At 37.2% G+C, this 18,563-nt stretch carries 30 protein-coding genes; all 30 read right to left on the bottom strand.

What is annotated here, in order from left to right:
* Window positions 1–6 precede the first annotated feature (6 nt).
* The 30 genes from secY to clpS all read right to left on the bottom strand — a co-directional run bounded on the left by secY (window position 7) and on the right by clpS (window position 18,550).
* Complete coding sequence (gene secY / locus ACYQ3X_RS06695; protein ID WP_460181032.1) at window positions 7–1,314, bottom strand: preprotein translocase subunit SecY; 1,308 nt, start codon at window positions 1,312–1,314, stop codon at window positions 7–9.
* A complete protein-coding gene (rplO, locus tag ACYQ3X_RS06700) occupies window positions 1,314–1,760 on the bottom strand; it encodes a 50S ribosomal protein L15 (protein ID WP_460181033.1) in 447 nt (148 codons plus the stop codon). Before rplO ends, secY begins: the two co-directional genes overlap by 1 nt.
* Window positions 1,757–2,299 carry a 30S ribosomal protein S5 gene (gene rpsE / locus ACYQ3X_RS06705; RefSeq protein WP_460181034.1) on the bottom strand — a complete coding sequence of 181 codons (543 nt, stop codon included), beginning with the start codon at window positions 2,297–2,299 and terminating at the stop codon, window positions 1,757–1,759. Before rpsE ends, rplO begins: the two co-directional genes overlap by 4 nt.
* A 9-nt stretch (window positions 2,300–2,308) precedes the next feature.
* Window positions 2,309–2,668 (bottom strand): 50S ribosomal protein L18, encoded by a 360-nt coding sequence (gene rplR, locus ACYQ3X_RS06710; RefSeq protein WP_460181035.1) that lies wholly within the window; start codon window positions 2,666–2,668, stop codon window positions 2,309–2,311.
* A 12-nt stretch (window positions 2,669–2,680) separates the two neighbouring features.
* On the bottom strand, window positions 2,681–3,223 hold the full coding sequence (gene rplF, locus ACYQ3X_RS06715; RefSeq protein WP_460181700.1) for a 50S ribosomal protein L6: 543 nt from the start codon (window positions 3,221–3,223) through the stop codon (window positions 2,681–2,683).
* A gap of 11 nt (window positions 3,224–3,234) precedes the next feature.
* Window positions 3,235–3,630: a 30S ribosomal protein S8 gene (gene rpsH, locus ACYQ3X_RS06720; RefSeq protein ID WP_460181036.1), complete on the bottom strand. Its 396-nt coding sequence runs from the start codon at window positions 3,628–3,630 to the stop codon at window positions 3,235–3,237.
* A gap of 12 nt (window positions 3,631–3,642) precedes the next feature.
* Window positions 3,643–3,828: a type Z 30S ribosomal protein S14 gene (locus ACYQ3X_RS06725; protein ID WP_460181037.1), complete on the bottom strand. Its 186-nt coding sequence runs from the start codon at window positions 3,826–3,828 to the stop codon at window positions 3,643–3,645.
* 9 nt (window positions 3,829–3,837) lie between these two features.
* Entirely contained in the window at window positions 3,838–4,398 is a 561-nt protein-coding gene (gene rplE, locus ACYQ3X_RS06730; protein WP_460181038.1) for a 50S ribosomal protein L5, read from the bottom strand.
* The gene (gene rplX / locus ACYQ3X_RS06735; RefSeq protein WP_460181039.1) at window positions 4,398–4,715 is read right to left on the bottom strand and encodes a 50S ribosomal protein L24; all 318 of its coding nucleotides are present in this window, start codon (window positions 4,713–4,715) and stop codon (window positions 4,398–4,400) included. The genes rplE and rplX overlap by 1 nt, the downstream gene beginning before the upstream one ends.
* 13 nt (window positions 4,716–4,728) lie before the next feature.
* The gene (rplN, locus tag ACYQ3X_RS06740; protein ID WP_460181040.1) at window positions 4,729–5,097 is read right to left on the bottom strand and encodes a 50S ribosomal protein L14; all 369 of its coding nucleotides are present in this window, start codon (window positions 5,095–5,097) and stop codon (window positions 4,729–4,731) included.
* Window positions 5,094–5,345, bottom strand: a complete 252-nt coding sequence (gene rpsQ / locus ACYQ3X_RS06745; RefSeq protein WP_460181041.1) for a 30S ribosomal protein S17 — start codon at window positions 5,343–5,345, stop codon at window positions 5,094–5,096. The genes rplN and rpsQ overlap by 4 nt, the downstream gene beginning before the upstream one ends.
* A gap of 4 nt (window positions 5,346–5,349) precedes the next feature.
* Window positions 5,350–5,550 carry a 50S ribosomal protein L29 gene (gene rpmC / locus ACYQ3X_RS06750; RefSeq protein WP_460181042.1) on the bottom strand — a complete coding sequence of 67 codons (201 nt, stop codon included), beginning with the start codon at window positions 5,548–5,550 and terminating at the stop codon, window positions 5,350–5,352.
* Complete coding sequence (gene rplP / locus ACYQ3X_RS06755) at window positions 5,547–5,966, bottom strand: 50S ribosomal protein L16 (RefSeq protein ID WP_460181043.1); 420 nt, start codon at window positions 5,964–5,966, stop codon at window positions 5,547–5,549. The genes rpmC and rplP overlap by 4 nt, the downstream gene beginning before the upstream one ends.
* Before the next feature lie 24 nt (window positions 5,967–5,990).
* Complete coding sequence (gene rpsC, locus ACYQ3X_RS06760; RefSeq protein WP_460181044.1) at window positions 5,991–6,635, bottom strand: 30S ribosomal protein S3; 645 nt, start codon at window positions 6,633–6,635, stop codon at window positions 5,991–5,993.
* A 15-nt stretch (window positions 6,636–6,650) separates the two neighbouring features.
* Window positions 6,651–6,992 carry a 50S ribosomal protein L22 gene (gene rplV / locus ACYQ3X_RS06765; RefSeq protein WP_460181045.1) on the bottom strand — a complete coding sequence of 114 codons (342 nt, stop codon included), beginning with the start codon at window positions 6,990–6,992 and terminating at the stop codon, window positions 6,651–6,653.
* Window positions 6,993–6,995: 3 nt separating this feature from the next.
* Window positions 6,996–7,283 (bottom strand): 30S ribosomal protein S19, encoded by a 288-nt coding sequence (gene rpsS / locus ACYQ3X_RS06770; RefSeq protein WP_460181046.1) that lies wholly within the window; start codon window positions 7,281–7,283, stop codon window positions 6,996–6,998.
* Window positions 7,284–7,295: 12 nt separating this feature from the next.
* Window positions 7,296–8,114: a 50S ribosomal protein L2 gene (gene rplB / locus ACYQ3X_RS06775; RefSeq protein ID WP_460181047.1), complete on the bottom strand. Its 819-nt coding sequence runs from the start codon at window positions 8,112–8,114 to the stop codon at window positions 7,296–7,298.
* Window positions 8,115–8,402, bottom strand: a complete 288-nt coding sequence (gene rplW, locus ACYQ3X_RS06780; protein ID WP_460181048.1) for a 50S ribosomal protein L23 — start codon at window positions 8,400–8,402, stop codon at window positions 8,115–8,117. It abuts the gene before it with no gap.
* Window positions 8,402–9,034 (bottom strand): 50S ribosomal protein L4, encoded by a 633-nt coding sequence (gene rplD, locus ACYQ3X_RS06785; RefSeq protein ID WP_460181049.1) that lies wholly within the window; start codon window positions 9,032–9,034, stop codon window positions 8,402–8,404. Before rplD ends, rplW begins: the two co-directional genes overlap by 1 nt.
* Entirely contained in the window at window positions 9,031–9,648 is a 618-nt protein-coding gene (rplC, locus tag ACYQ3X_RS06790) for a 50S ribosomal protein L3 (RefSeq protein WP_460181050.1), read from the bottom strand. Before rplC ends, rplD begins: the two co-directional genes overlap by 4 nt.
* On the bottom strand, window positions 9,645–9,950 hold the full coding sequence (rpsJ, locus tag ACYQ3X_RS06795; RefSeq protein WP_460181051.1) for a 30S ribosomal protein S10: 306 nt from the start codon (window positions 9,948–9,950) through the stop codon (window positions 9,645–9,647). The genes rplC and rpsJ overlap by 4 nt, the downstream gene beginning before the upstream one ends.
* 1 nt (window position 9,951) lies before the next feature.
* Window positions 9,952–11,151, bottom strand: coding sequence for an elongation factor Tu (tuf, locus tag ACYQ3X_RS06800; protein WP_460180925.1), 1,200 nt, complete (start codon window positions 11,149–11,151; stop codon window positions 9,952–9,954).
* A 27-nt stretch (window positions 11,152–11,178) separates the two neighbouring features.
* Window positions 11,179–13,263 (bottom strand): elongation factor G, encoded by a 2,085-nt coding sequence (gene fusA / locus ACYQ3X_RS06805; protein WP_460181052.1) that lies wholly within the window; start codon window positions 13,261–13,263, stop codon window positions 11,179–11,181.
* Window positions 13,264–13,280: 17 nt separating this feature from the next.
* Window positions 13,281–13,751, bottom strand: a complete 471-nt coding sequence (gene rpsG / locus ACYQ3X_RS06810; protein ID WP_460181053.1) for a 30S ribosomal protein S7 — start codon at window positions 13,749–13,751, stop codon at window positions 13,281–13,283.
* Window positions 13,752–13,765: 14 nt separating this feature from the next.
* A complete protein-coding gene (gene rpsL / locus ACYQ3X_RS06815) occupies window positions 13,766–14,137 on the bottom strand; it encodes a 30S ribosomal protein S12 (protein ID WP_460181054.1) in 372 nt (123 codons plus the stop codon).
* Between the two features lie 173 nt (window positions 14,138–14,310).
* Window positions 14,311–14,643 carry a peptide chain release factor family protein gene (locus ACYQ3X_RS06820; RefSeq protein WP_460181055.1) on the bottom strand — a complete coding sequence of 111 codons (333 nt, stop codon included), beginning with the start codon at window positions 14,641–14,643 and terminating at the stop codon, window positions 14,311–14,313.
* Between the two features lies 1 nt (window position 14,644).
* Window positions 14,645–15,319 carry an HAD family hydrolase gene (locus tag ACYQ3X_RS06825; protein ID WP_460181056.1) on the bottom strand — a complete coding sequence of 225 codons (675 nt, stop codon included), beginning with the start codon at window positions 15,317–15,319 and terminating at the stop codon, window positions 14,645–14,647.
* Window positions 15,300–16,055 carry a leucyl/phenylalanyl-tRNA--protein transferase gene (aat, locus tag ACYQ3X_RS06830; RefSeq protein WP_460181057.1) on the bottom strand — a complete coding sequence of 252 codons (756 nt, stop codon included), beginning with the start codon at window positions 16,053–16,055 and terminating at the stop codon, window positions 15,300–15,302. The genes ACYQ3X_RS06825 and aat overlap by 20 nt, the downstream gene beginning before the upstream one ends.
* Window positions 16,033–18,255: an ATP-dependent Clp protease ATP-binding subunit ClpA gene (gene clpA, locus ACYQ3X_RS06835; RefSeq protein WP_460181058.1), complete on the bottom strand. Its 2,223-nt coding sequence runs from the start codon at window positions 18,253–18,255 to the stop codon at window positions 16,033–16,035. The genes aat and clpA overlap by 23 nt, the downstream gene beginning before the upstream one ends.
* The gene (clpS, locus tag ACYQ3X_RS06840) at window positions 18,245–18,550 is read right to left on the bottom strand and encodes an ATP-dependent Clp protease adapter ClpS (RefSeq protein WP_460181059.1); all 306 of its coding nucleotides are present in this window, start codon (window positions 18,548–18,550) and stop codon (window positions 18,245–18,247) included. Before clpS ends, clpA begins: the two co-directional genes overlap by 11 nt.
* Between the last annotated feature and the right edge of the window lie 13 nt (window positions 18,551–18,563).

Genomic DNA, 18,563 nt, shown 5'->3' on the forward strand with positions numbered 1-18,563 from the left:
CCTTGATTAGTCCTTCCTGCCCTTTATTCTGAATCTTTTGAAGAATCCTTCATAGGATCTGCTTATCATGTGAGTTTCAATTTGAGAAACTGTATCAAGAGCTACACCAACAGCAATGAGAAGTGAAGTCCCTCCAAAATAAAAGGGAACTTTAAATTTAGCAATAAGAATCTCAGGTAAAACACAAACAGCACTCAGATAAAGAGCACCAATGAAAGTAAGGCGTGAAAGCACACGATAAATATACTCAGATGTTTTCTGCCCTGGTCTTACTCCTGTAATATATCCTCCATTTTTCTGAAGGTTTTCAGCAATTTCCACTGGATTGTAAATTACAGCTGTGTAAAAATATGTGAAAAAGATTATCAACCCAACATAAAGTATGATATGAAGAAAACTTCCTGGAGAAAGCTGTTTTGCCAGTGCTTGAACCCATGGAACAGCTATAAATCCTGCTACAGTAGCAGGAAACATCAATACTGAAGAAGCAAAAATCGGTGGAATAACTCCTGCTGAATTAATCTTCAATGGAAGATATGTGGTATATCCACCATACATCTTTCTTCCAACAACTCTTTTTGCATATTGAATGGGAATTCTTCTTTGTCCTCTTTCAATAAATATAATTCCTGCCACAACTCCGACCATAACAACAATTAGAATTAAAACAAAAAATATTGATAATTCACCTGTTCTGACAAGATTATATGTATAAAAACAGGCATTGGGAAATCTGGCAACAATTCCTGCAAATATTATTAAAGAGATACCATTACCTATTCCTTTTTCTGTTATCTGCTCTCCAAGCCACATAAGAAAGGCTGTTCCTGCTGTAAGAGTAATCATTGTTACAAGTCTAAATGACCATCCTGGCTCTTGAATAAACTGCCCACCACCCATACCTTCAAGTCCAATAGCTATGCCAAATCCCTGAATTGCAGCAATTACAATTGTTGCGTATCTTGTATATCTTGTTATCTTTTTTCTGCCTTCCTCTCCTTCTTTTGCAAGTTTTGCCAAAGAAGGAATAACAACAGTCAAAAGCTGAAAAATAATTGATGCACTGATATAAGGCATTACACCGAGAGCAAATATGGTAACCTTAGAAAGTGCTCCGCCTGTAAAAATATCAAAAAAGCCCATAACAGCTCCACCGCGCTCAAGCAAAAACTTGCTCAATGCTTCACCATCTATGCCTGGTGTTGGGATATGAGCTCCAATTCTGAATACAGCAAGCATGGCAAGAGTAAATAAAACTCTTGCCCTTAATTCTGGTATCTTGAGAATGTTTCTGAAGGCTGTTATAAGTCCCACTATATGACCTCTACTTTGCCACCAATTGATTCAATTTTTTGAAGAGCTGTTTTGCTTATAGCATGAGCTTTAATTGTGACAGGCTTTTTTATTTCACCATTTCCAAGAATTTTCAATCCATCTTTTAATCTTTTCAAAACACCTTTCTGTAAAAGAATCTCTGGAGTGATAACATCAACTTCATCAATAATTTTATTTAAATCTCTAAGATTTACTATTGCATACTCTCTCCGAAAAGGTGCATTGGAAAAACCTCTTTTGGGAACTCTCCTTTGAAGTGGCATCTGTCCGCCTTCAAATCCTGCTCCTTTAGCACCTCCAGAACGGGATTTCTGTCCTTTAATTCCCTTTGTTGAGTATCTGCCATGTCCAGAACCCAGTCCTCTTCCAATTCTTTTTTCTCTTTTTTTGCTTCCAGGAGCTGGTTTTAAATCATTTATTTTCATAAAACTTTTTCCTCCTCAACTGCTTGATTTTCTTCAGGGACTTCTATTTCAGAAGGCTTTACTCTGAGTTTTACCACTGAAGAAGGCTCTTTTAAACTGCTTAATGCTCCTATTGTTGCCTTAACTGAATTAAAAGGATTATGACTTCCAAGAACTTTTGCAACTACATCTTGAACTCCTGCAACTTCAAAAACCGCTCTTGCAGGACCGCCAGCTATTATACCAGTTCCTTTTGGAGCAGGGTTTATTACAATCTTTGTAGCACCATATTTGTATTCCACACGATGTGGAATTGTAGTATCTTTCAAGGGAAAACTTATAAGATTTTTTTTAGCTTTATCTATTGCCTTTCTTATTGCATCAGGAACTTCTGCTGCTTTCCCTTTACCAACTCCAACAATACCTGCTTCATTACCCACCACAACCAGAGCACTGAAAGAAAATCGTCTGCCACCTTTTACAACCTTAGCAACTCTATTTATGTAGACTACTTTGTCCTTTAAATTCAGTTCCTGAGCATTTATTCTCTCCTGCTTCATTACTCCTCCCTAAAATTGTAATCCCTTCTGTCTTGCAGCATCTGCAAGAGCTTTAACACATCCATGATATTTATAGCCTGCTCTGTCAAAAACAACTTTTGTTATACCAGCCTTAAGAGCTCTTTCTGCAATCAGTTCTCCTACCTTTGCAGCAAATTCTTTATTACCCTTATGACCTGGTAAATCTCTTAATTCTTTATCAATAGTTGAAGCAGATACAAGTGTATGTCCCTTTGTATCATCAATAATTTGTGCATATATATGATTGAGACTTCTAAATACACAAAGTCTTGGTCTCTGAGGAGTGCCAAAAACCTTTTTTCTGATTCTTCTGCGTCTTCTTTCTCTTAATTCAGTTTTATCTCGCAATGCTGAACCTCCTTATTTCTTTCCAGTCTTTCCAGGTTTTAATTTTAAAACTTCATCAGCATATCTAATTCCTTTGCCTTTGTAAGCATCTGGAGGTCTGATAGCCCTTATGTTAGCAGCTACCTGTCCAACAAGCTGTTTGTCTATTCCATACAGTGTAATAGTTGTTTGTTTCTCATCAACAGTAGCTTTAATCCCCTCTGGAAGAGGAAACTCCACTGGATGAGAATATCCTACATGAAGTATAAGTTTATTTCCACTTACCTGAGCCCTGTAACCCACACCATAGATCTGAAGAGTCTTTGTAAATCCCTGAGAAACTCCTGTAACCATATTTGATATCAAGCTTCTTACAAGTCCATGCATGGCTTTTTGTTTAGCAATATCAGAATCTCTTGTAATAGTTACAGCTTTACTGTCTAAGGTTACTCCTATCCCCTCAGGTAGTTCATAGCTTAACTGTCCTTTTGGACCTTTAACAATGATTTTTCTATTTTCTACTGCTACACTCACTCCTTCTGGCATCTGAATTGGCTTTCTTCCTATTCTTGACATCCTTTCACCTCTTACCATACATAACATATTACTTCTCCACCGACTCCTCTATGTCGGCACTCTTTATCAGTCATAACACCCTGAGATGTGGTCAATATAGCTATACCAAGTCCTCCCATGACATGAGGAACTTCATCTTTACTGACATATACTCTTCTACCAGGTTTACTGATTCTCTGAAGATTTGTAATCACTGAATCACCTTCTGGTGTATATTTCAAATTTATTCTTATGATACCCTGCTTTTTATCTTTTACAATCTTGTAAGATTTGATGAAGCCTTCCTCCTTAAGTATCTTTGAGATTTCAATCTTCATTCTTGAAGCAGGAATATCAACTTTATCTGCCTTTACTTTTATTGCATTTCTAATCCGAGTTAGCATGTCTGCAATTGGATCTGTCATCATAATTACCACCTCTTACCAGCTTGCTTTTACAACTCCAGGGATTTTCCCTGAGTTGGCTAAAAATCTGAAGCAAATTCTACATAGCCCAAAGTCTCTCAAGTATCCTCTTGGTCTGCCGCATATTTTACAACGATTTCTCACTCTCACCTTAAATTTTGGTGGATAATTTGCTCTTTCTATTTTACTCTTCCTTGCCACAGCTCCTCCTTATCTTATTGGCATTCCAAAGGCTTTCAATAATGCTAAAGCCTCTTCATCGGACTTAGCTGTTGTACATATGGTTATATCAAGTCCGTGTATCATTTCAACTTTATCATAATCTATTTCAGGAAATATGAACTGCTCTTTAATTCCAAAGGAATAATTTCCTCTGCCATCAAAAGACTTCGGTGAAATTCCTCTGAAATCCCTTATTCTTGGTAAAGAAAGGGAAATTAATCTATCTAAAAATTCATACATTCTGTCTCTTCTTAATGTAACCTTACAGCCTATAGGCATACCCTTTTTAAGTTTAAAAGCTGCCAGTGCTCTTTTAGCCTTTGTTATAACAGGTTTCTGTCCTGTTATCATGGCAAGCTGTTTTTCAGCAGCATCAAGAAGCTTTATATTCTGAATTGCTTCTCCTAAGGTAACATGCACAACTATTTTATCAAGGCGTGGTACTTGCATCACATTTTTATAATTAAACTTTTTCATTAATGCTGGAACGATTTCTCTGTCATATTTTTCTTTGAGACGAGGAATATATTTTTTAACTTCAGCATTCATCAGTCAATAACCTCCTTACACTTCTTGCAAATCCTCACCTTTCTACCATCTTCTAAGATTCTCGCACCTATCCGCGTAGGTTTATCACACTTTGGGCAGATGAGCATTGCCTTTGATATATGAATAGGATGCTCTCTTTCAATAATTCCACCCTGTGGATATTTGCGCGAAGGTTTTTGATGCTTTTTGACAATATTAACTCCCTCTACTACAACTTTTTCATCCCTGGGAATAACCCTTAGAACTCTTCCCTTTTTATCCTTATCTTTTCCTGATAAAACTAAAACAGTATCTCCTTTTTTAATCCTTAAACTCACTTTCCTCCTCCACCTAAATAACTTCTGGAGCAAGAGATACTATTTTTGTAAACTCTTTCCATCTCAGTTCCCTTGCCACAGGCCCAAATATTCTTGTACCAATTGGTTCAAGTTGATTATTTACCAGCACAACAGCATTCTGATCAAACCTTATATAAGAACCATCAGGTCTCCTGACAGATCTGCGCAATCTAACAATAACAGCTTTCACCACAGAACCTTTTTTTATATTACTATCTGGTAAGGCTTCTTTAACACTAACAACAATAACATCTCCTAAGCTTGCATATTTTCTATTTGAACCTCCAAGAACTCTTATGCACTGCACTCTTTTTGCACCAGAATTATCAGCAACCTCAAGAATACTTCTTGGCTGAATCATTGAGTATCACCCTCCTTAATAATTCTTAAGATCCTCCATCTTTTTGTTTTGCTTATAGGCCTGCTTTCAATTATTTCCACCATATCTCCAAGTTTGCACTTATTCTCTTCATCATGGGCTTTATACTTCTTTTTTGTTTTAATAGTTTTTTTGTAAAGAGGATGCTGAAAAATTCTTTCCACAGAAACCACCACTGTTTTATCCATTTTATCGCTTACAACTGTGCCTTTTAATATCTTTTTCGGCATATCACTAACTCCTTATTCCTCTTTGTTTCTCTGTAATAATAGTTAAAATTCTTGCAATGTCTTTCTTTACTGCCCTAATTCTTTTTACATTCTGAAGTTCACCTTTGGCAAGTTGAAATCTTAAATTAAACAACTCCTTGCGTAACTCCTGCTCTTTTTTCTTTAACTCTTCTATTGAAAAATTTCTAAGCTCTACAATCTTCATACAAAACTCTCCTGCCTTTTTACAAATTTCGTCTTCACTGGTAGTTTATGGGATGCCAGTTCAAAAGCTTCCTTTGCAATTTCCTCTGAAACTCCTGATAGTTCAAAAAGAATTCTGCCTGGTTTAACCACTGCAACCCAGAATTCAGGGTTACCCTTTCCTTTACCCATTCTGGTTTCAGCAGGTTTACGAGTAACTGGCTTATCAGGGAAAATTCTTATCCAGAGCTTACAGCCTTTTTTAGCATGCCTCATTATGGCAACTCTTGCTGCTTCAATCTGCCTTGCTGTAATCCATGCTGGCTCTAAAGCCTTAAGTCCATATTCACCAAAGGATATTGTACTGCCTCTGTAGGCAATTCCCTTCATTCTGCCTTTTTGCATCTTACGAAATTTCACTTTCTTTGGAGCTAACATAATTTATTCCTCTCTGTTTCTAAATTATAAGTTTATATATTGCCCTGGTTGAACTTCACCTTTAAAAATCCATACCTTTACACCAATCACTCCATAGGTAGTTCTTGCCTCTGCAAAACCGTAATCAATATCTGCTCTGAAAGTGCTTAAAGGAACTCTTCCTTCTCTATACCATTCAGTTCGTGCTATTTCTGCTCCTGCCAATCTTCCTGCGCAGGATACCTTAATACCCTTAGCACCAAACCTCATTGAAGAGGCTACAGCTCTTTTCATTGCTCTTCTGTAGGCAACTCTTTTTTCTATCTGAAGAGCTATGTTTTCAGCAACAAGCTGTGCATCAAGCTCTGGTCGTCTTACTTCCTGTACATCAACATGTGCCTGTTTATGAGTTATTGCTTCAACTTCTTTTTTTAGTTTGTCCACTTCTGCACCTTTTTTACCTATGATTATCCCGGGTCTGGCTGCAAATATTAAAACCTTTATTTTTTCTCCAACTCTCTCTATCTCAATTCTGGATATTCCAGCATGATAAAGCTTTTCTTTTAACATTTTTCTAAGCTTCAGATCCTCTATTAACTGATCAGCATATCTTTTTTTAGCAAACCATCTACTTTCCCATGTTCTTATTATTCCCAGCCTGTTACCTATTGGATTTGTTTTCTGTCCCAAATCAACACCCCCGGTTTAATTTTCTTCAACTCCAACATATATTGTAATATGCGAAGTTTTTTTCTTAATAATATTTGCTCTTCCCATAGCTCTATGTTCAATCCTTTTCATCATAGGACCCTGATCCACAAAAGCCTTAACTACTTTTAATGCATCAATATCTATTTTTGGGTTTTTCTGCTCAGCATTTGCCAGTGCAGATCTTAAAACTTTTTCAATTATTTTAGCTCCTCTGTGAGGCATATATTTCAGCATCAGTAAAGCCTCACCTGCTTTTTTACCACGAATTAAATTTATAACTCTTCTTGCTTTAGTTGGAGTTATCCGAGCATATCTTAATATAGCCCTTGCTTCCATTTTTTATTTCCCCTTAGCCTTTTTCTTTTCTTCAGAGCCTGCATGCCCTTTAAAAGTTCTTGTTGGAGCAAATTCTCCAAGTTTGTGTCCGATCATGTTTTCAGTTACATATACAGGAATAAACTTTTTGCCATTGTGAACTGCAAATGTAAGACCAATAAATTCAGGAATAATTGTAGACCTTCTTGACCATGTCTTTATAGGCTTTTTATCTCCTGTTAAGACTGCTTTTTTTACCTTTTCCATAAGTTTAGCATCAACAAATGGACCTTTTTTAAGCGATCTTGGCACGTTTAACCCCCTTTACTTCCGCCTCTTTATTATAAACTTATCAGTTCTTTTGTTTTTCCTTGTTTTAACTCCTTCAGGTTTACCCCATGGTGTGCATGCAGGTCTTCCTCCAGAGGATTTACCTTCTCCACCTCCAAGAGGATGATCCACAGGATTCATAGCAACTCCTCTAACAGAAGGTCTTCTTCCCATATGCCTCATTCTGCCTGCTTTTCCAATTATGATATTTTCATGTTCAAGGTTGCTTACCTGTCCTATGGTAGCAAAGCAGTTTACATTTATCAGCCTTACTTCTCCTGATGGTAGTTTAACATGAGCATATTTCCCCTCTTTTGCCATAAGTTGTGCTGCAGTTCCTGCACTTCTGACAAGTTTTCCTCCTCCACCAGGATAGAGTTCAATATTATGTATCATTGTCCCAAGGGGGATCTCCTTAAGAGGCAAACTATTACCAACTTTTATATCAACGCCTGAGCCACTTATTATTTTATCGCTCACATTTAATCCATCGGGTGCAAGAATGTATCTGTATTCACCATCCACATACTTCAAAAGAGCTATCCTAGCTGATCTGTTTGGATCATATTCAATGCTCACAACTGTTGCTGGAATACCGTGTTTATCCCTTTTAAAATCTATAATTCTATAAAGCTTTCTGTTACCTCCTCCTTTAAGCCATGATGTGATTCTACCCTGATTATTTCTTCCCTTTCTCTTTTTAATGCATACAGTTAAAGGCTTATAAGGCTCTTGCTTTGTTATTTCACTAAAATCAGAATATGTTACAAATCTTCTACCTGCTGATGTTGGTTTACATCTTCTTATAGCCATTTATACACCCTCTATCAAATCTAATTTTTCCCCTGGTTTCAGGGTGACTATTGCTTTTTTTATCTTCCTGGTTTTTGTAAAGCGAAGCCCCACTCTTTTTAATTTAGGTTTAACATTGATAACATCAACGCTGTCAACTTTTACTTTAAAAATTTGCTCAAAAGCCCTCTTAATCTGAACCTTGTTTGCATCTGGATCAACTTCCACAATGACTTTATTCTGAGTTTCTTTAAGATTCAAAGCTTTTTCTGTAAAAATAGGCTTTCTTATTATACTGTAAATATCCATCAGGAAACCCCCTTAATGCTGAGCAACTTATCAAGCCCAGCAACTGTGAATATTACTTTATCAAACATTGCCACATGATAAGCATTAAGATCCTCTGCTCTTACTACGCCTACATATGGAATGTTCCTTGCCGAAAGAAGTATTTTTTCATCCTTCTCTGCAAGAGCTATAAGAACAGATTTTCCATTGAGCTGCAACTTCTTTAAAATTTCTACCATATCTCTGGTCTTTATTCTATCAAGAGATAGATTATCAACCAACAAAATCTCACTATCTCTGTATTTCATTGTCAAGGCTTTAAATAAAGCTGTATCTTTCATCTGCTTTGGTAGCTGCACATAGTAGTCTTTTGGTTTAGGACCAAATACTATTCCACCTTTTCTCCATAAAGGTGAGCGTATACTTCCATGCCTTGCCCTTCCTGTATGCTTCTGTCTCCATGGCTTTCTTCCACCGCCAGAGACTTCAGCTCTTGTTTTTGTAGAATGTGTGCCCTGTCTTTGATTTGCCATATAGGCAACCACCACTGTATGAACAATAGATTCATGGGCTGGATTGTTAAAAACAATTTCTGGAACTTCTTTTTTACCAACTATGTTGTTATTAATATCTCTTATCTCAATCTCCATCATGCTTCTACCTTCCATATTTCTAAGATTCCATTTTCACCGCCCGGAACAGCACCTTTCAGAAGAACTAAATTCTGTTCCGGAATAATATCCACAATTGTTAAATTTTTCACAGTAACTGTCTCATTTCCCATATGACCTGCCATTCTTTTACCTTTCCATACTCTTGAAGGAAAGGAACTTGCACCAATAGAACCAGGTGCCCTGTTAAACATAGAACCATGACTGTCAGGACCACCTGCAAAGTTATGCCTTTTCATAACACCCTGAAATCCTTTTCCCTTTGAAGTCCCTCTCACGCTTACCACATCACCTTTTGAGAATATCTCCACAGTAACTTTATCTCCCACACTGTATCCTGTCATTCTAAATTCCCTTAAGACTCTACATGGAGGAACCCCGGCTTTTTTAAAAACTCCAAGCAAGGGCTTAGGTATATTTTTTTCTTTTCTTATTTCCTTAAAACCAAGCTGAACTGCTTCATACCCATCTTTCTCAGGAGTTCTTACCTGCACAACCCAGCAAGGTCCTGCTTCTATAACAGTTACAGGAATAATTCTACCTTCTTCATCAAATATTTGAGTCATTCCTACTTTTCTACCTAAGATTCCCTTCATAGCTTTATCTCCACATCTACCCCTGCAGAAAGCTCTAATTTCATAAGAGCCTCCACTGTTTCGGGGGTGGGATCATGTATATCTATTAATCTTTTATGCACTCTTATTTCAAATTGTTCCCTTGATTTTTTATCCTGATTTGTTGACCTTAAAACCGTATATCTGCTTATCTTTGTGGGCAATGGCACAGGTCCAGCGATCCTTGCACCGGTTCTTTTAACTGTATCAACTATTTCCTTAACAGATTGATCCAGAACTCTGTGATCATAAGCTCTTAATTTTATTCTAATTTTTTGGTCCATTTTACTCCAGCACCTCTGTGACTACACCTGCACCTACTGTTCTTCCACCTTCTCTTATTGCAAACCTCAATCCCTCTTCCATAGCTATCGGCGCTATCAGCTCCACTGTCAGATTCACATTATCTCCAGGCATTACCATCTCCACTCCCTCTGGTAGCTTTATCACTCCTGTTACATCCGTTGTCCTGAAATAAAACTGAGGCCTGTAACCATTGAAAAAAGGTGTATGCCTCCCCCCTTCTTCCTTGGTCAATACATATACTTCTGCCTTAAACTTTGTATGCGGAGTAATGCTCCCAGGTTTCGCCAGTACCATACCACGCTCTACTTCATCCTTGCCTATCCCCCTTAACAACACTCCTATGTTGTCTCCTGCTCTTCCTTCATCAAGTATCTTCCTGAACATCTCTACTCCAGTTGCTACTGTCTTCCTTGTCTCCCTTAATCCCACTATCTCTACTTCATCCCCTACTTTTATTATCCCTCTTTCTACTCTCCCTGTCACTACTGTCCCTCGCCCAGATATGCTAAATACATCCTCTATGGGCATTAAAAATGGCTTGTCTATAGGCCTTTCAGGCTCTGGTATGTAACTGTCCAGTGCATCAAGTAGTTCCTGTATAGGCTTGTACTCAGCTGCATTCGGATCCCTGCTACTGCTCTCTAATGCCTTCAATGCACTGCCCCTTATTATCGGTATCTCATCCCCAGGAAATCCATACTTGCTCAGTAACTCCCTCACTTCAAGCTCTACTAAGTCCAGTAACTCAGGATCATCTACCATGTCTGTCTTGTTCATGAATACTACTATGTATGGTACACCTACCTGCCTGGCAAGCAGTATGTGCTCTCTTGTCTGTGGCATCGGTCCATCATTCGCTGCTACTACAAGTATAGATCCATCCATCTGCGCTGCTCCTGTTATCATGTTCTTTATGTAGTCCGCATGCCCAGGACAGTCTACATGCGCATAATGCCTCCTGTCTGTCTCATACTCTACATGAGCTGTGTTTATTGTTATTCCCCTTGCTTTCTCCTCAGGTGCATTGTCTATCTGGTCATAACTTTTGTACTGAGCTAATCCCTTCAGTTCCAGATACTTCGTTATCGCTGCTGTAAGCGTGGTCTTGCCATGATCAATATGCCCAATTGTACCTACATTTACATGCGGCTTCTTCCTCTCAAATTTTGCCTTACCCATCGTCTCCTCCTTAAAATCTTTAAAACTTTATTTATTATTACCCTTTATCTTGGCAATTATCTGCTCTGTAAGATTTTTTGGGACCTCGTCATAATGGGAAAACTGCATTGTGTATGTACCTCTACCCTGCGTTTTTGACCTTAAATCAGTTGCATACCCAAACATTTCTGATAGAGGAACCATTGCTCGTATAACCTGTGCTTTACCTCTTTTTTCCATAGACTGAATTTTACCACGTCTTGAATTCAAATCTCCTATTACTTCACCCATGTAGTCTTCAGGAACTACCACTTCAACATCCATAATTGGTTCCAGTAAAACAAGTTCAGCCTTTTTACATGCATCTTTAAATGCCATTGATGCAGCAATTTTGAATGCAAGCTCTGAAGAGTCAACCTCATGATAGGAACCATCAAAAAGCGTTACTTTCACATCAACAACAGGATATCCAGCAAGAACTCCTCCCTCCATAGCTTCAATAATCCCTTTTTCAACAGCTGGAATGAACTCCCTGGGAATAGTGCCTCCAACAATCTTGTTCACAAACTCAAAACCCTTTCCTCTCTCAAGTGGCTCCACTTCAATCCATACATGTCCATACTGACCTCGTCCACCAGTTTGCCTTATAAATTTTCCTTCAGCCTTTGCTGGCATTTTAATTGTTTCTTTATATGCAACCTGTGGCTTTCCAACATTTGCTCCCACTTTAAATTCTCTTGTAAGTCTATCAACAATTATTTCAAGGTGAAGCTCTCCCATTCCAGAAATAATTGTCTGACCTGTCTCTTCATTAAAGCTTACCCTGAAAGATGGGTCTTCCTGAGAAATTTTCTGCAATGAAAGAGATAACTTTTCCTGATCTGCCTTTGTTTTTGGCTCTATGGCAACAGAGATAACAGGCTCAGGAAACTCTATGGATTCAAGAACAACAGGATTGTTTTCATCACAAAGAGTATCTCCTGTTAAAGTATTCTTTAAACCTACAACAGCAGCAATATCTCCTGCACAGATTTCCTTTATTTCTTCTCTTCTATTTGAATGCATTCTGAAAATTCTTGCAACTCTTTCCTTTATGTTTCTTGTAGAATTGTACACATAACTGCCAGAAGTTAAAATACCTGAATATACTCTCACATAAGTAAGACTGCCCATATATGGGTCTGCCATAATCTTGAATGCAAGAGCTGTCAATGGTTCATCTATACTTGCTCTTCTAAAAACTTCTGTTCCATCCAGAGGATTAACTCCTTTAACTGGAGGAATATCAAGTGGAGATGGCAAATAATAAACAATGGCATCAAGAAGCATCTGAACTCCTTTATTTTTAAATGCAGAACCACATAAAACAGGAGTAATCTTCATCTGTATTGTTCCTTTTCTCAGTGCAGCCCTTATTTCCTCAGAAGTAATCTCCTCGCCGGAAAGATATTTTTCCATAATTCTGTCATCTATATCGCATAGAGCTTCTATCATTTTTTCTCTGTATTTTTTTGCCTGGTCAAGATACTCAGAGGGGATCTCATCTTCTACAAATTTAGCACCAAGTGTTTCATCGTCAAAATAGTAAGCTTTCATCTCAATCAGATCTATAGGACCTCTGAATGTATCTTCCTTGCCAATTGGAATCTGTACTGCAACAGGATTTGCACCAAGTTTTTCTATCATGCTTTCAATGGACATAAAAAAATCTGCTCCTATTTTATCCATCTTGTTCATGAAAGCAATTCTTGGCACCTTGTATTTATCAGCCTGTCTCCAGACAGTTTCACTCTGTGGCTCAACTCCTGCTGAGGCATCAAAAACAGCAATGGCTCCATCAAGAACCCTTAAAGATCTTTCCACCTCAATTGTAAAGTCCACATGGCCTGGAGTGTCTATTATATTAATTTTATGCTCCTTCCACATACAGCTTGTAGATGCTGCTGTTATTGTTATTCCTCGTTCCTGCTCCTGTGGCATCCAGTCCATTACAGCAGTGCCTTCATGAACTTCTCCTATTTTATAGGTCACGCCGGTATAATACAGAATTCGCTCAGTAGTTGTTGTTTTACCGGCATCAATATGAGCCATAATACCAATATTTCTCGTTTTTTCAAGCGGAAATCTTTCCATAATACTCCTCTAATAGATTACCACCTATAATGGGCAAATGCCCTGTTGGCTTCTGCCATTTTGTGGGTTTCTTCTTTTTTCTTTATTGAAGAACCTACATTATTGTAGGCATCAAGTATTTCCCCAGCAAGTCTTTCTTTCATTGTTTTTTCTTTTCTTTGCCTTGCATATGTTTTAAGCCATCTTAATGCAAGACTTAATCTCCTGTTAGGTCTTACCTCCATAGGAACCTGATATGTAGCACCTCCTACTCTGCGAGGCCTTACTTCAAGAACAGGCTTAATGTTTTCAATTGCCTGCTTAAAAACTTTTAATGGGTCCTGACCTGTTTTTTCTTTAATTATTTCAAATGCACCATAGCATATCTTTTCACTTATGGATTTTTTGCCATCTTCCATAATCACATTTATTAATTTAGATACCAGCTTACTCTGATATTTTGGATCAGGCAAAACTTCTCTTTTTGGCACATAACCTCTTCTTGGCATCTTATACTCCTAAGTTATTTTGGTCTTTTAGTACCATATTTTGAGCGACTCTGTCTTCTATTATTAACACCTGCACAGTCCAGTGTTCCTCTTACAATATGGTATCTCACACCTGGCAGATCCTTCACTCTTCCACCTCTTACAAGAACTATGGAGTGCTCCTGTAAATTGTGTCCTTCTCCTGGTATATAAGCTATTACCTCAACTCCATTTGTGAGCCTCACCTTTGCCACTTTTCTTAAGGCAGAATTAGGCTTTTTGGGAGTTGTAGTATATACCCTTACACAAACCCCTCTTCTCTGAGGACATGATTGCAGAGCAGGTGATTTTGTTTTCTTTTCAACCTTTTCCCTGCCCTTCTTTACTAACTGTGAAATTGTCGGCACCTTTTCACCTCAATAATAAAATTAGTTTAACAAAACTTTAACATTTGCAGACAAGACTTTTTAGTTTATCAAAAAATAAAAAGTCTGTCAAGTAAGTATCTATGAAAAATTTTGGAATATATAAAAAATAATTTAACTAATTTCCTGTAAAAAAAGCAACAAAAGTTAGAATTTTAACCTGGTAAATTTCTGTGATATTTGGTTTTTCTCTTTTTTATTTTTTCAATTTCTTTAGGGATGCCTAAATATTCTTTTAATTTTTCCACAAGCATTCTACGTGCAAAAAAGCGATTTAATCCCTGAGATCTTTCCTTTGTGCATTTTACCTCAATCCCTGTAGGTTTATGCTTTAAATAAACTCCAGTAGAAGCTTTATTAAGCTTTTGTCCTCCGTGTCCTGAGCATCTGATAAACTTTTCATCTATATCTGATTCCTTTATCCCAAGCTTTTGCATTTCACTTAAAAGCTCTTTTTCTTTCTTTTCAGTTACTGGAAATTTTCCCATATCAGGAAAGAAGTGGTAAAATTTTATTGATTTCTGCAAGAGTTTCAACAACAATGTCTGCCTCTGTATCTTGTAATTTTTCAACACTGTAAGGACCTGTTGCAACAGCAATTACTCTGGCTCCATATGGCTTTGCGCAGGCTACATCTCTTGGAGTATCGCCGATAACAATACAGTGATGGAAATCCAGATAATTATTGAATATTCTTAAAAATCTCTTAACAGCTATTGGCAGAAGCTGATTTCTATCCTCATGGTCACTACCAAAAGCACCAGTTGGGAAAAAAGAATTTAAACCAAAAGGATCAAGCTTAATTCTTGCACCTTTTTCAAGATTTCCTGTAAGAAGTCCCATTGGGTATTTTAATTCGTAATGGATAAATTCTATAAAATCCTTTACTCCTGGTTTTAAGTGCTTTGAGTTATTATTGATCTGGACTGTGAGATTTTTAAGATAACTTTCAATCAGTTCATTAACCAGAGAAATTGAAGGCTCAATTCCATTAAGCATGAGTCCTTCTTTTATTATCTGGACATCAGTTTTACCAGCCATTTCAAAGTCTTTAAATGCATCTTTAATTCCAAGAACTTCTTCAAAAGCTCTATTAAGAGAACGAGTTCCTGCTCCACCAGCGCTGATCAATGTTCCATCAATATCAAAAAGAATTAGCTTCATAAATCCTCCTGGGAATTAACTTTTCTTTTAAAAATTTTGCAGTTTTTGATGTAGGCTTCGGCTCTTGGTTCCATTCTGTTGAATCCTTTTTATTTAAAGCTTCATCAAGCAAAACAAGAAAAACTCTTCGTGGCAGTTCATAGGCTCCAAGACTTAATAAGTGTCTGTTTGTAATCTGGCAGTCAATGAAATGAAAATCATTTTTAATTAGATGTTCCACAAGGCAGGCAAGAGCTACCTTTGATGCATCCTTCATAAGTGTAAACATTGACTCACCAAAAAAAGCTTTACCAATGGAGACTCCATATAGTCCTCCTACTATTTTACCCTCAAACCAGACTTCCACTGAATGAGCATATCCAAGTTTATGAAGCTTTATATAAGCCTCCATCATTTCTGGCAGTATCCATGTCCCCACAGAACCCTTTCTTGGAGCTGTAGCACATCCCTTAATAACAGAAATGAAATCTCTATCAAAGCTAACTCTGTAAATGTCTTTTTTTAAAATCTGATAAAGACTTCTTGACATTTTAAAAAGCATGGGAAATATCAGAGGTCTCTCTGGAGGTGACCACCATAGAATTGGTTTATGATTGTACCATGGAAATATTCCTGATCTGTAAGCAACTATAAGTCTTTCAGGACTAAGGTCTCCACCAATTGCAAGCAGTCCATCAGGCTCAGCAAATTCTGGATGGGGAAAAACCAGTTTCTCACAAAGCAAATACACTGTCATCTATCTCAAAGGAAAGGCTTCCTTCATGTAGATTTACAATAACTTTTCCACCGTTTTTAAGTCTTCCAAATAAAATTTCTTCAACAAGCGGTACTTTTATTTCCTTTTGAATAATTCTCTGAAGAGGCCTTGCTCCAAATTTTGGGTCAAAACCCTTTTGAGCAAGCCATCTTCTTGTTTCCTCTGTAATTTCAACGAAAATATTTTTTGATGCAAGCTGTTCATTAAGTTCCTTTATAAATTTATCCACAATCCTGAAGACAATCTCTTCTGGTAAAGGATTAAAGGTAACTATTGCATCAAGTCTGTTGCGAAACTCTGGGCTAAAAACTCTTTCAACTGCCTCTTTAGTTTTTCTGAGTTGATCAGAACTTCTGTCCCCAAAACCAATTACAGGTCTTTCCATTTCTCTTGCACCAATGTTTGATGTCATAATAAGAATAACATTCCTCATATCTGCCTTTCTTCCTGTATTGTCTGTAAGAGTTCCATAGTCCATTACCTGAAGAAGCACATTAAATATATCTTCATGGGCTTTTTCTATCTCATCAAGTAAAAGCACGCAATGAGGATTTTTTCTTATCTGTTCAGTAAGAAGCCCACCCTGTTCAAACCCGATATATCCTGGAGGAGCACCAATAAGCTTTGCAACAGAGTGTTTTTCCATATACTCACTCATGTCAAATCTTATAAAATTGATTCCCAGTATGTTTGCCAGCTGTCTTGAAAGTTCTGTTTTACCAACTCCTGTAGGACCTGTAAAAAGAAAGCAACCTATTGGTCTCTGAGGCTCTTTAAGTCCTGCTTTAGCAAGTTTTATTACTCTTGAAACCGCCTCTATTGCTTCATCCTGCCCAAAAATTACAGATTTTAATTCTGATTCAAGATTTTTAAGTCTATCAGCATCACTGGATGTTATCTCCTGAGAAGGTATTCTTGCTATCTTTGCCACTGTCTGCTCAATTACTTTTTCAGTAACAACAGGATTATCACTTTGGTAAAGTCTTACAACAGCACCTGCCTCATCAATAACATCAATAGCTTTATCTGGTAAAAATCTCTCAGTTATGTATTTTGCTGAAAGATGAACTGCTGAGCGTAATGCCTCTGGAGTATAGATTACACCATGATATTGCTCATAGTAGGATTTGAGACCTTTAAGAATCTCAATTGTTTGTTCCTCAGAAGGCTCAGAAATATCTATTTTCTGAAATCTTCTTGAAAGTGCCCTGTCTTTTTCAAAATAGTTTCTGTATTCCTCATAGGTTGTAGCACCTATGCAGCGAATTTTCCCTTCAATTAAAACAGGTTTTAAAAGATTTGAAGCATCCACAGTACTTCCACTTGCAGAGCCAGCACCAACAACTGTATGAATCTCATCTATAAAAAGTATGCAATCTTTGATTTTGTAAAGAGAGTTTATCAAAGCCTTCATTCTTGCTTCAAAATCTCCTCTATATTTTGTCCCAGCAAGTAGTGAACCCATATCAAGAGCAAAAATTTTAACAGTTTTAAGATGCTCTGGCACCTCACCATGAGCAACTTTTAATGCCAGTCCTTCAACAATTGCTGTTTTTCCAACCCCAGGTTCTCCTACTAAAATTACATTGTTCTTTCTTCTTCTTGATAAAACCTGAATAACTCTTTCAAGCTCATTTTCACGACCAATTATTGGATCAATCTCTCCTCTTCGTGCTTTTTCAACCAGTTCTATTGTAAATGTTTTAAGAGGATCGCCCCGTTTTTCCTCTGTTTTTACAGTTTCTTCAGAGCCTGTTTTAGTAATACCATGAGAAATATAATTTAAAATATCAATTCTTGTAATTCCATATGACCTGAGTAGATTTACCGCGTAAGTGTCTTCTTCAAGAAAAAGGGATGCGAGAAAATCTCCTGCATCAGCCTCTTTTTTCTCTGCACTTTTTATATGATTGAGAGTTCTTTCCATTACTCTCTGAAAACTTACTGTGGGATATGTCTGTCCTTTGGTTTTTCTCTTTGGAACCTGTTCTTCAAGAAATCTTTCAAGATTTCTTTTAATCTGTTCAGGATCTCCACCGCAGTTTTTAATTATCTCCATACCAAAATCATCATGAAGAATAGCATAAAGAAGATGTTCAACTGTAAGATATTGATGACCTCTTTCAATGGCATCTTCAACAGTGGCGGATATAATAATCTGTAAATCTTTATTGATCATCTCTTTCTATACTGCATTTTAACGGAAAACCATTGGCTCTTGCAAGGCTTTCCACCTGAGCTACCTTTGTTTCAGCAATCTCCTTTGGATAAATGCCTGCAAGACCTTTTCCGTGTCTATGAACATAAAGCATTATTCTGGTGGCTTCTACCTTTGATTTGTCAAAAATTGTCATTAAAACATGCACGACAAAATCCATTGTAGTATAATCATCATTAAGAAGATAAACTCTGTAAAGTGCAGGTTTGTCAATTGAGATTTCCTCTTCTTCTTCAAAAAAGATTTTCTCTTTCATGTTTAGAGAAATT

It is taken from the genome of Thermodesulfovibrio sp. TK110 (genome assembly GCF_054658355.1).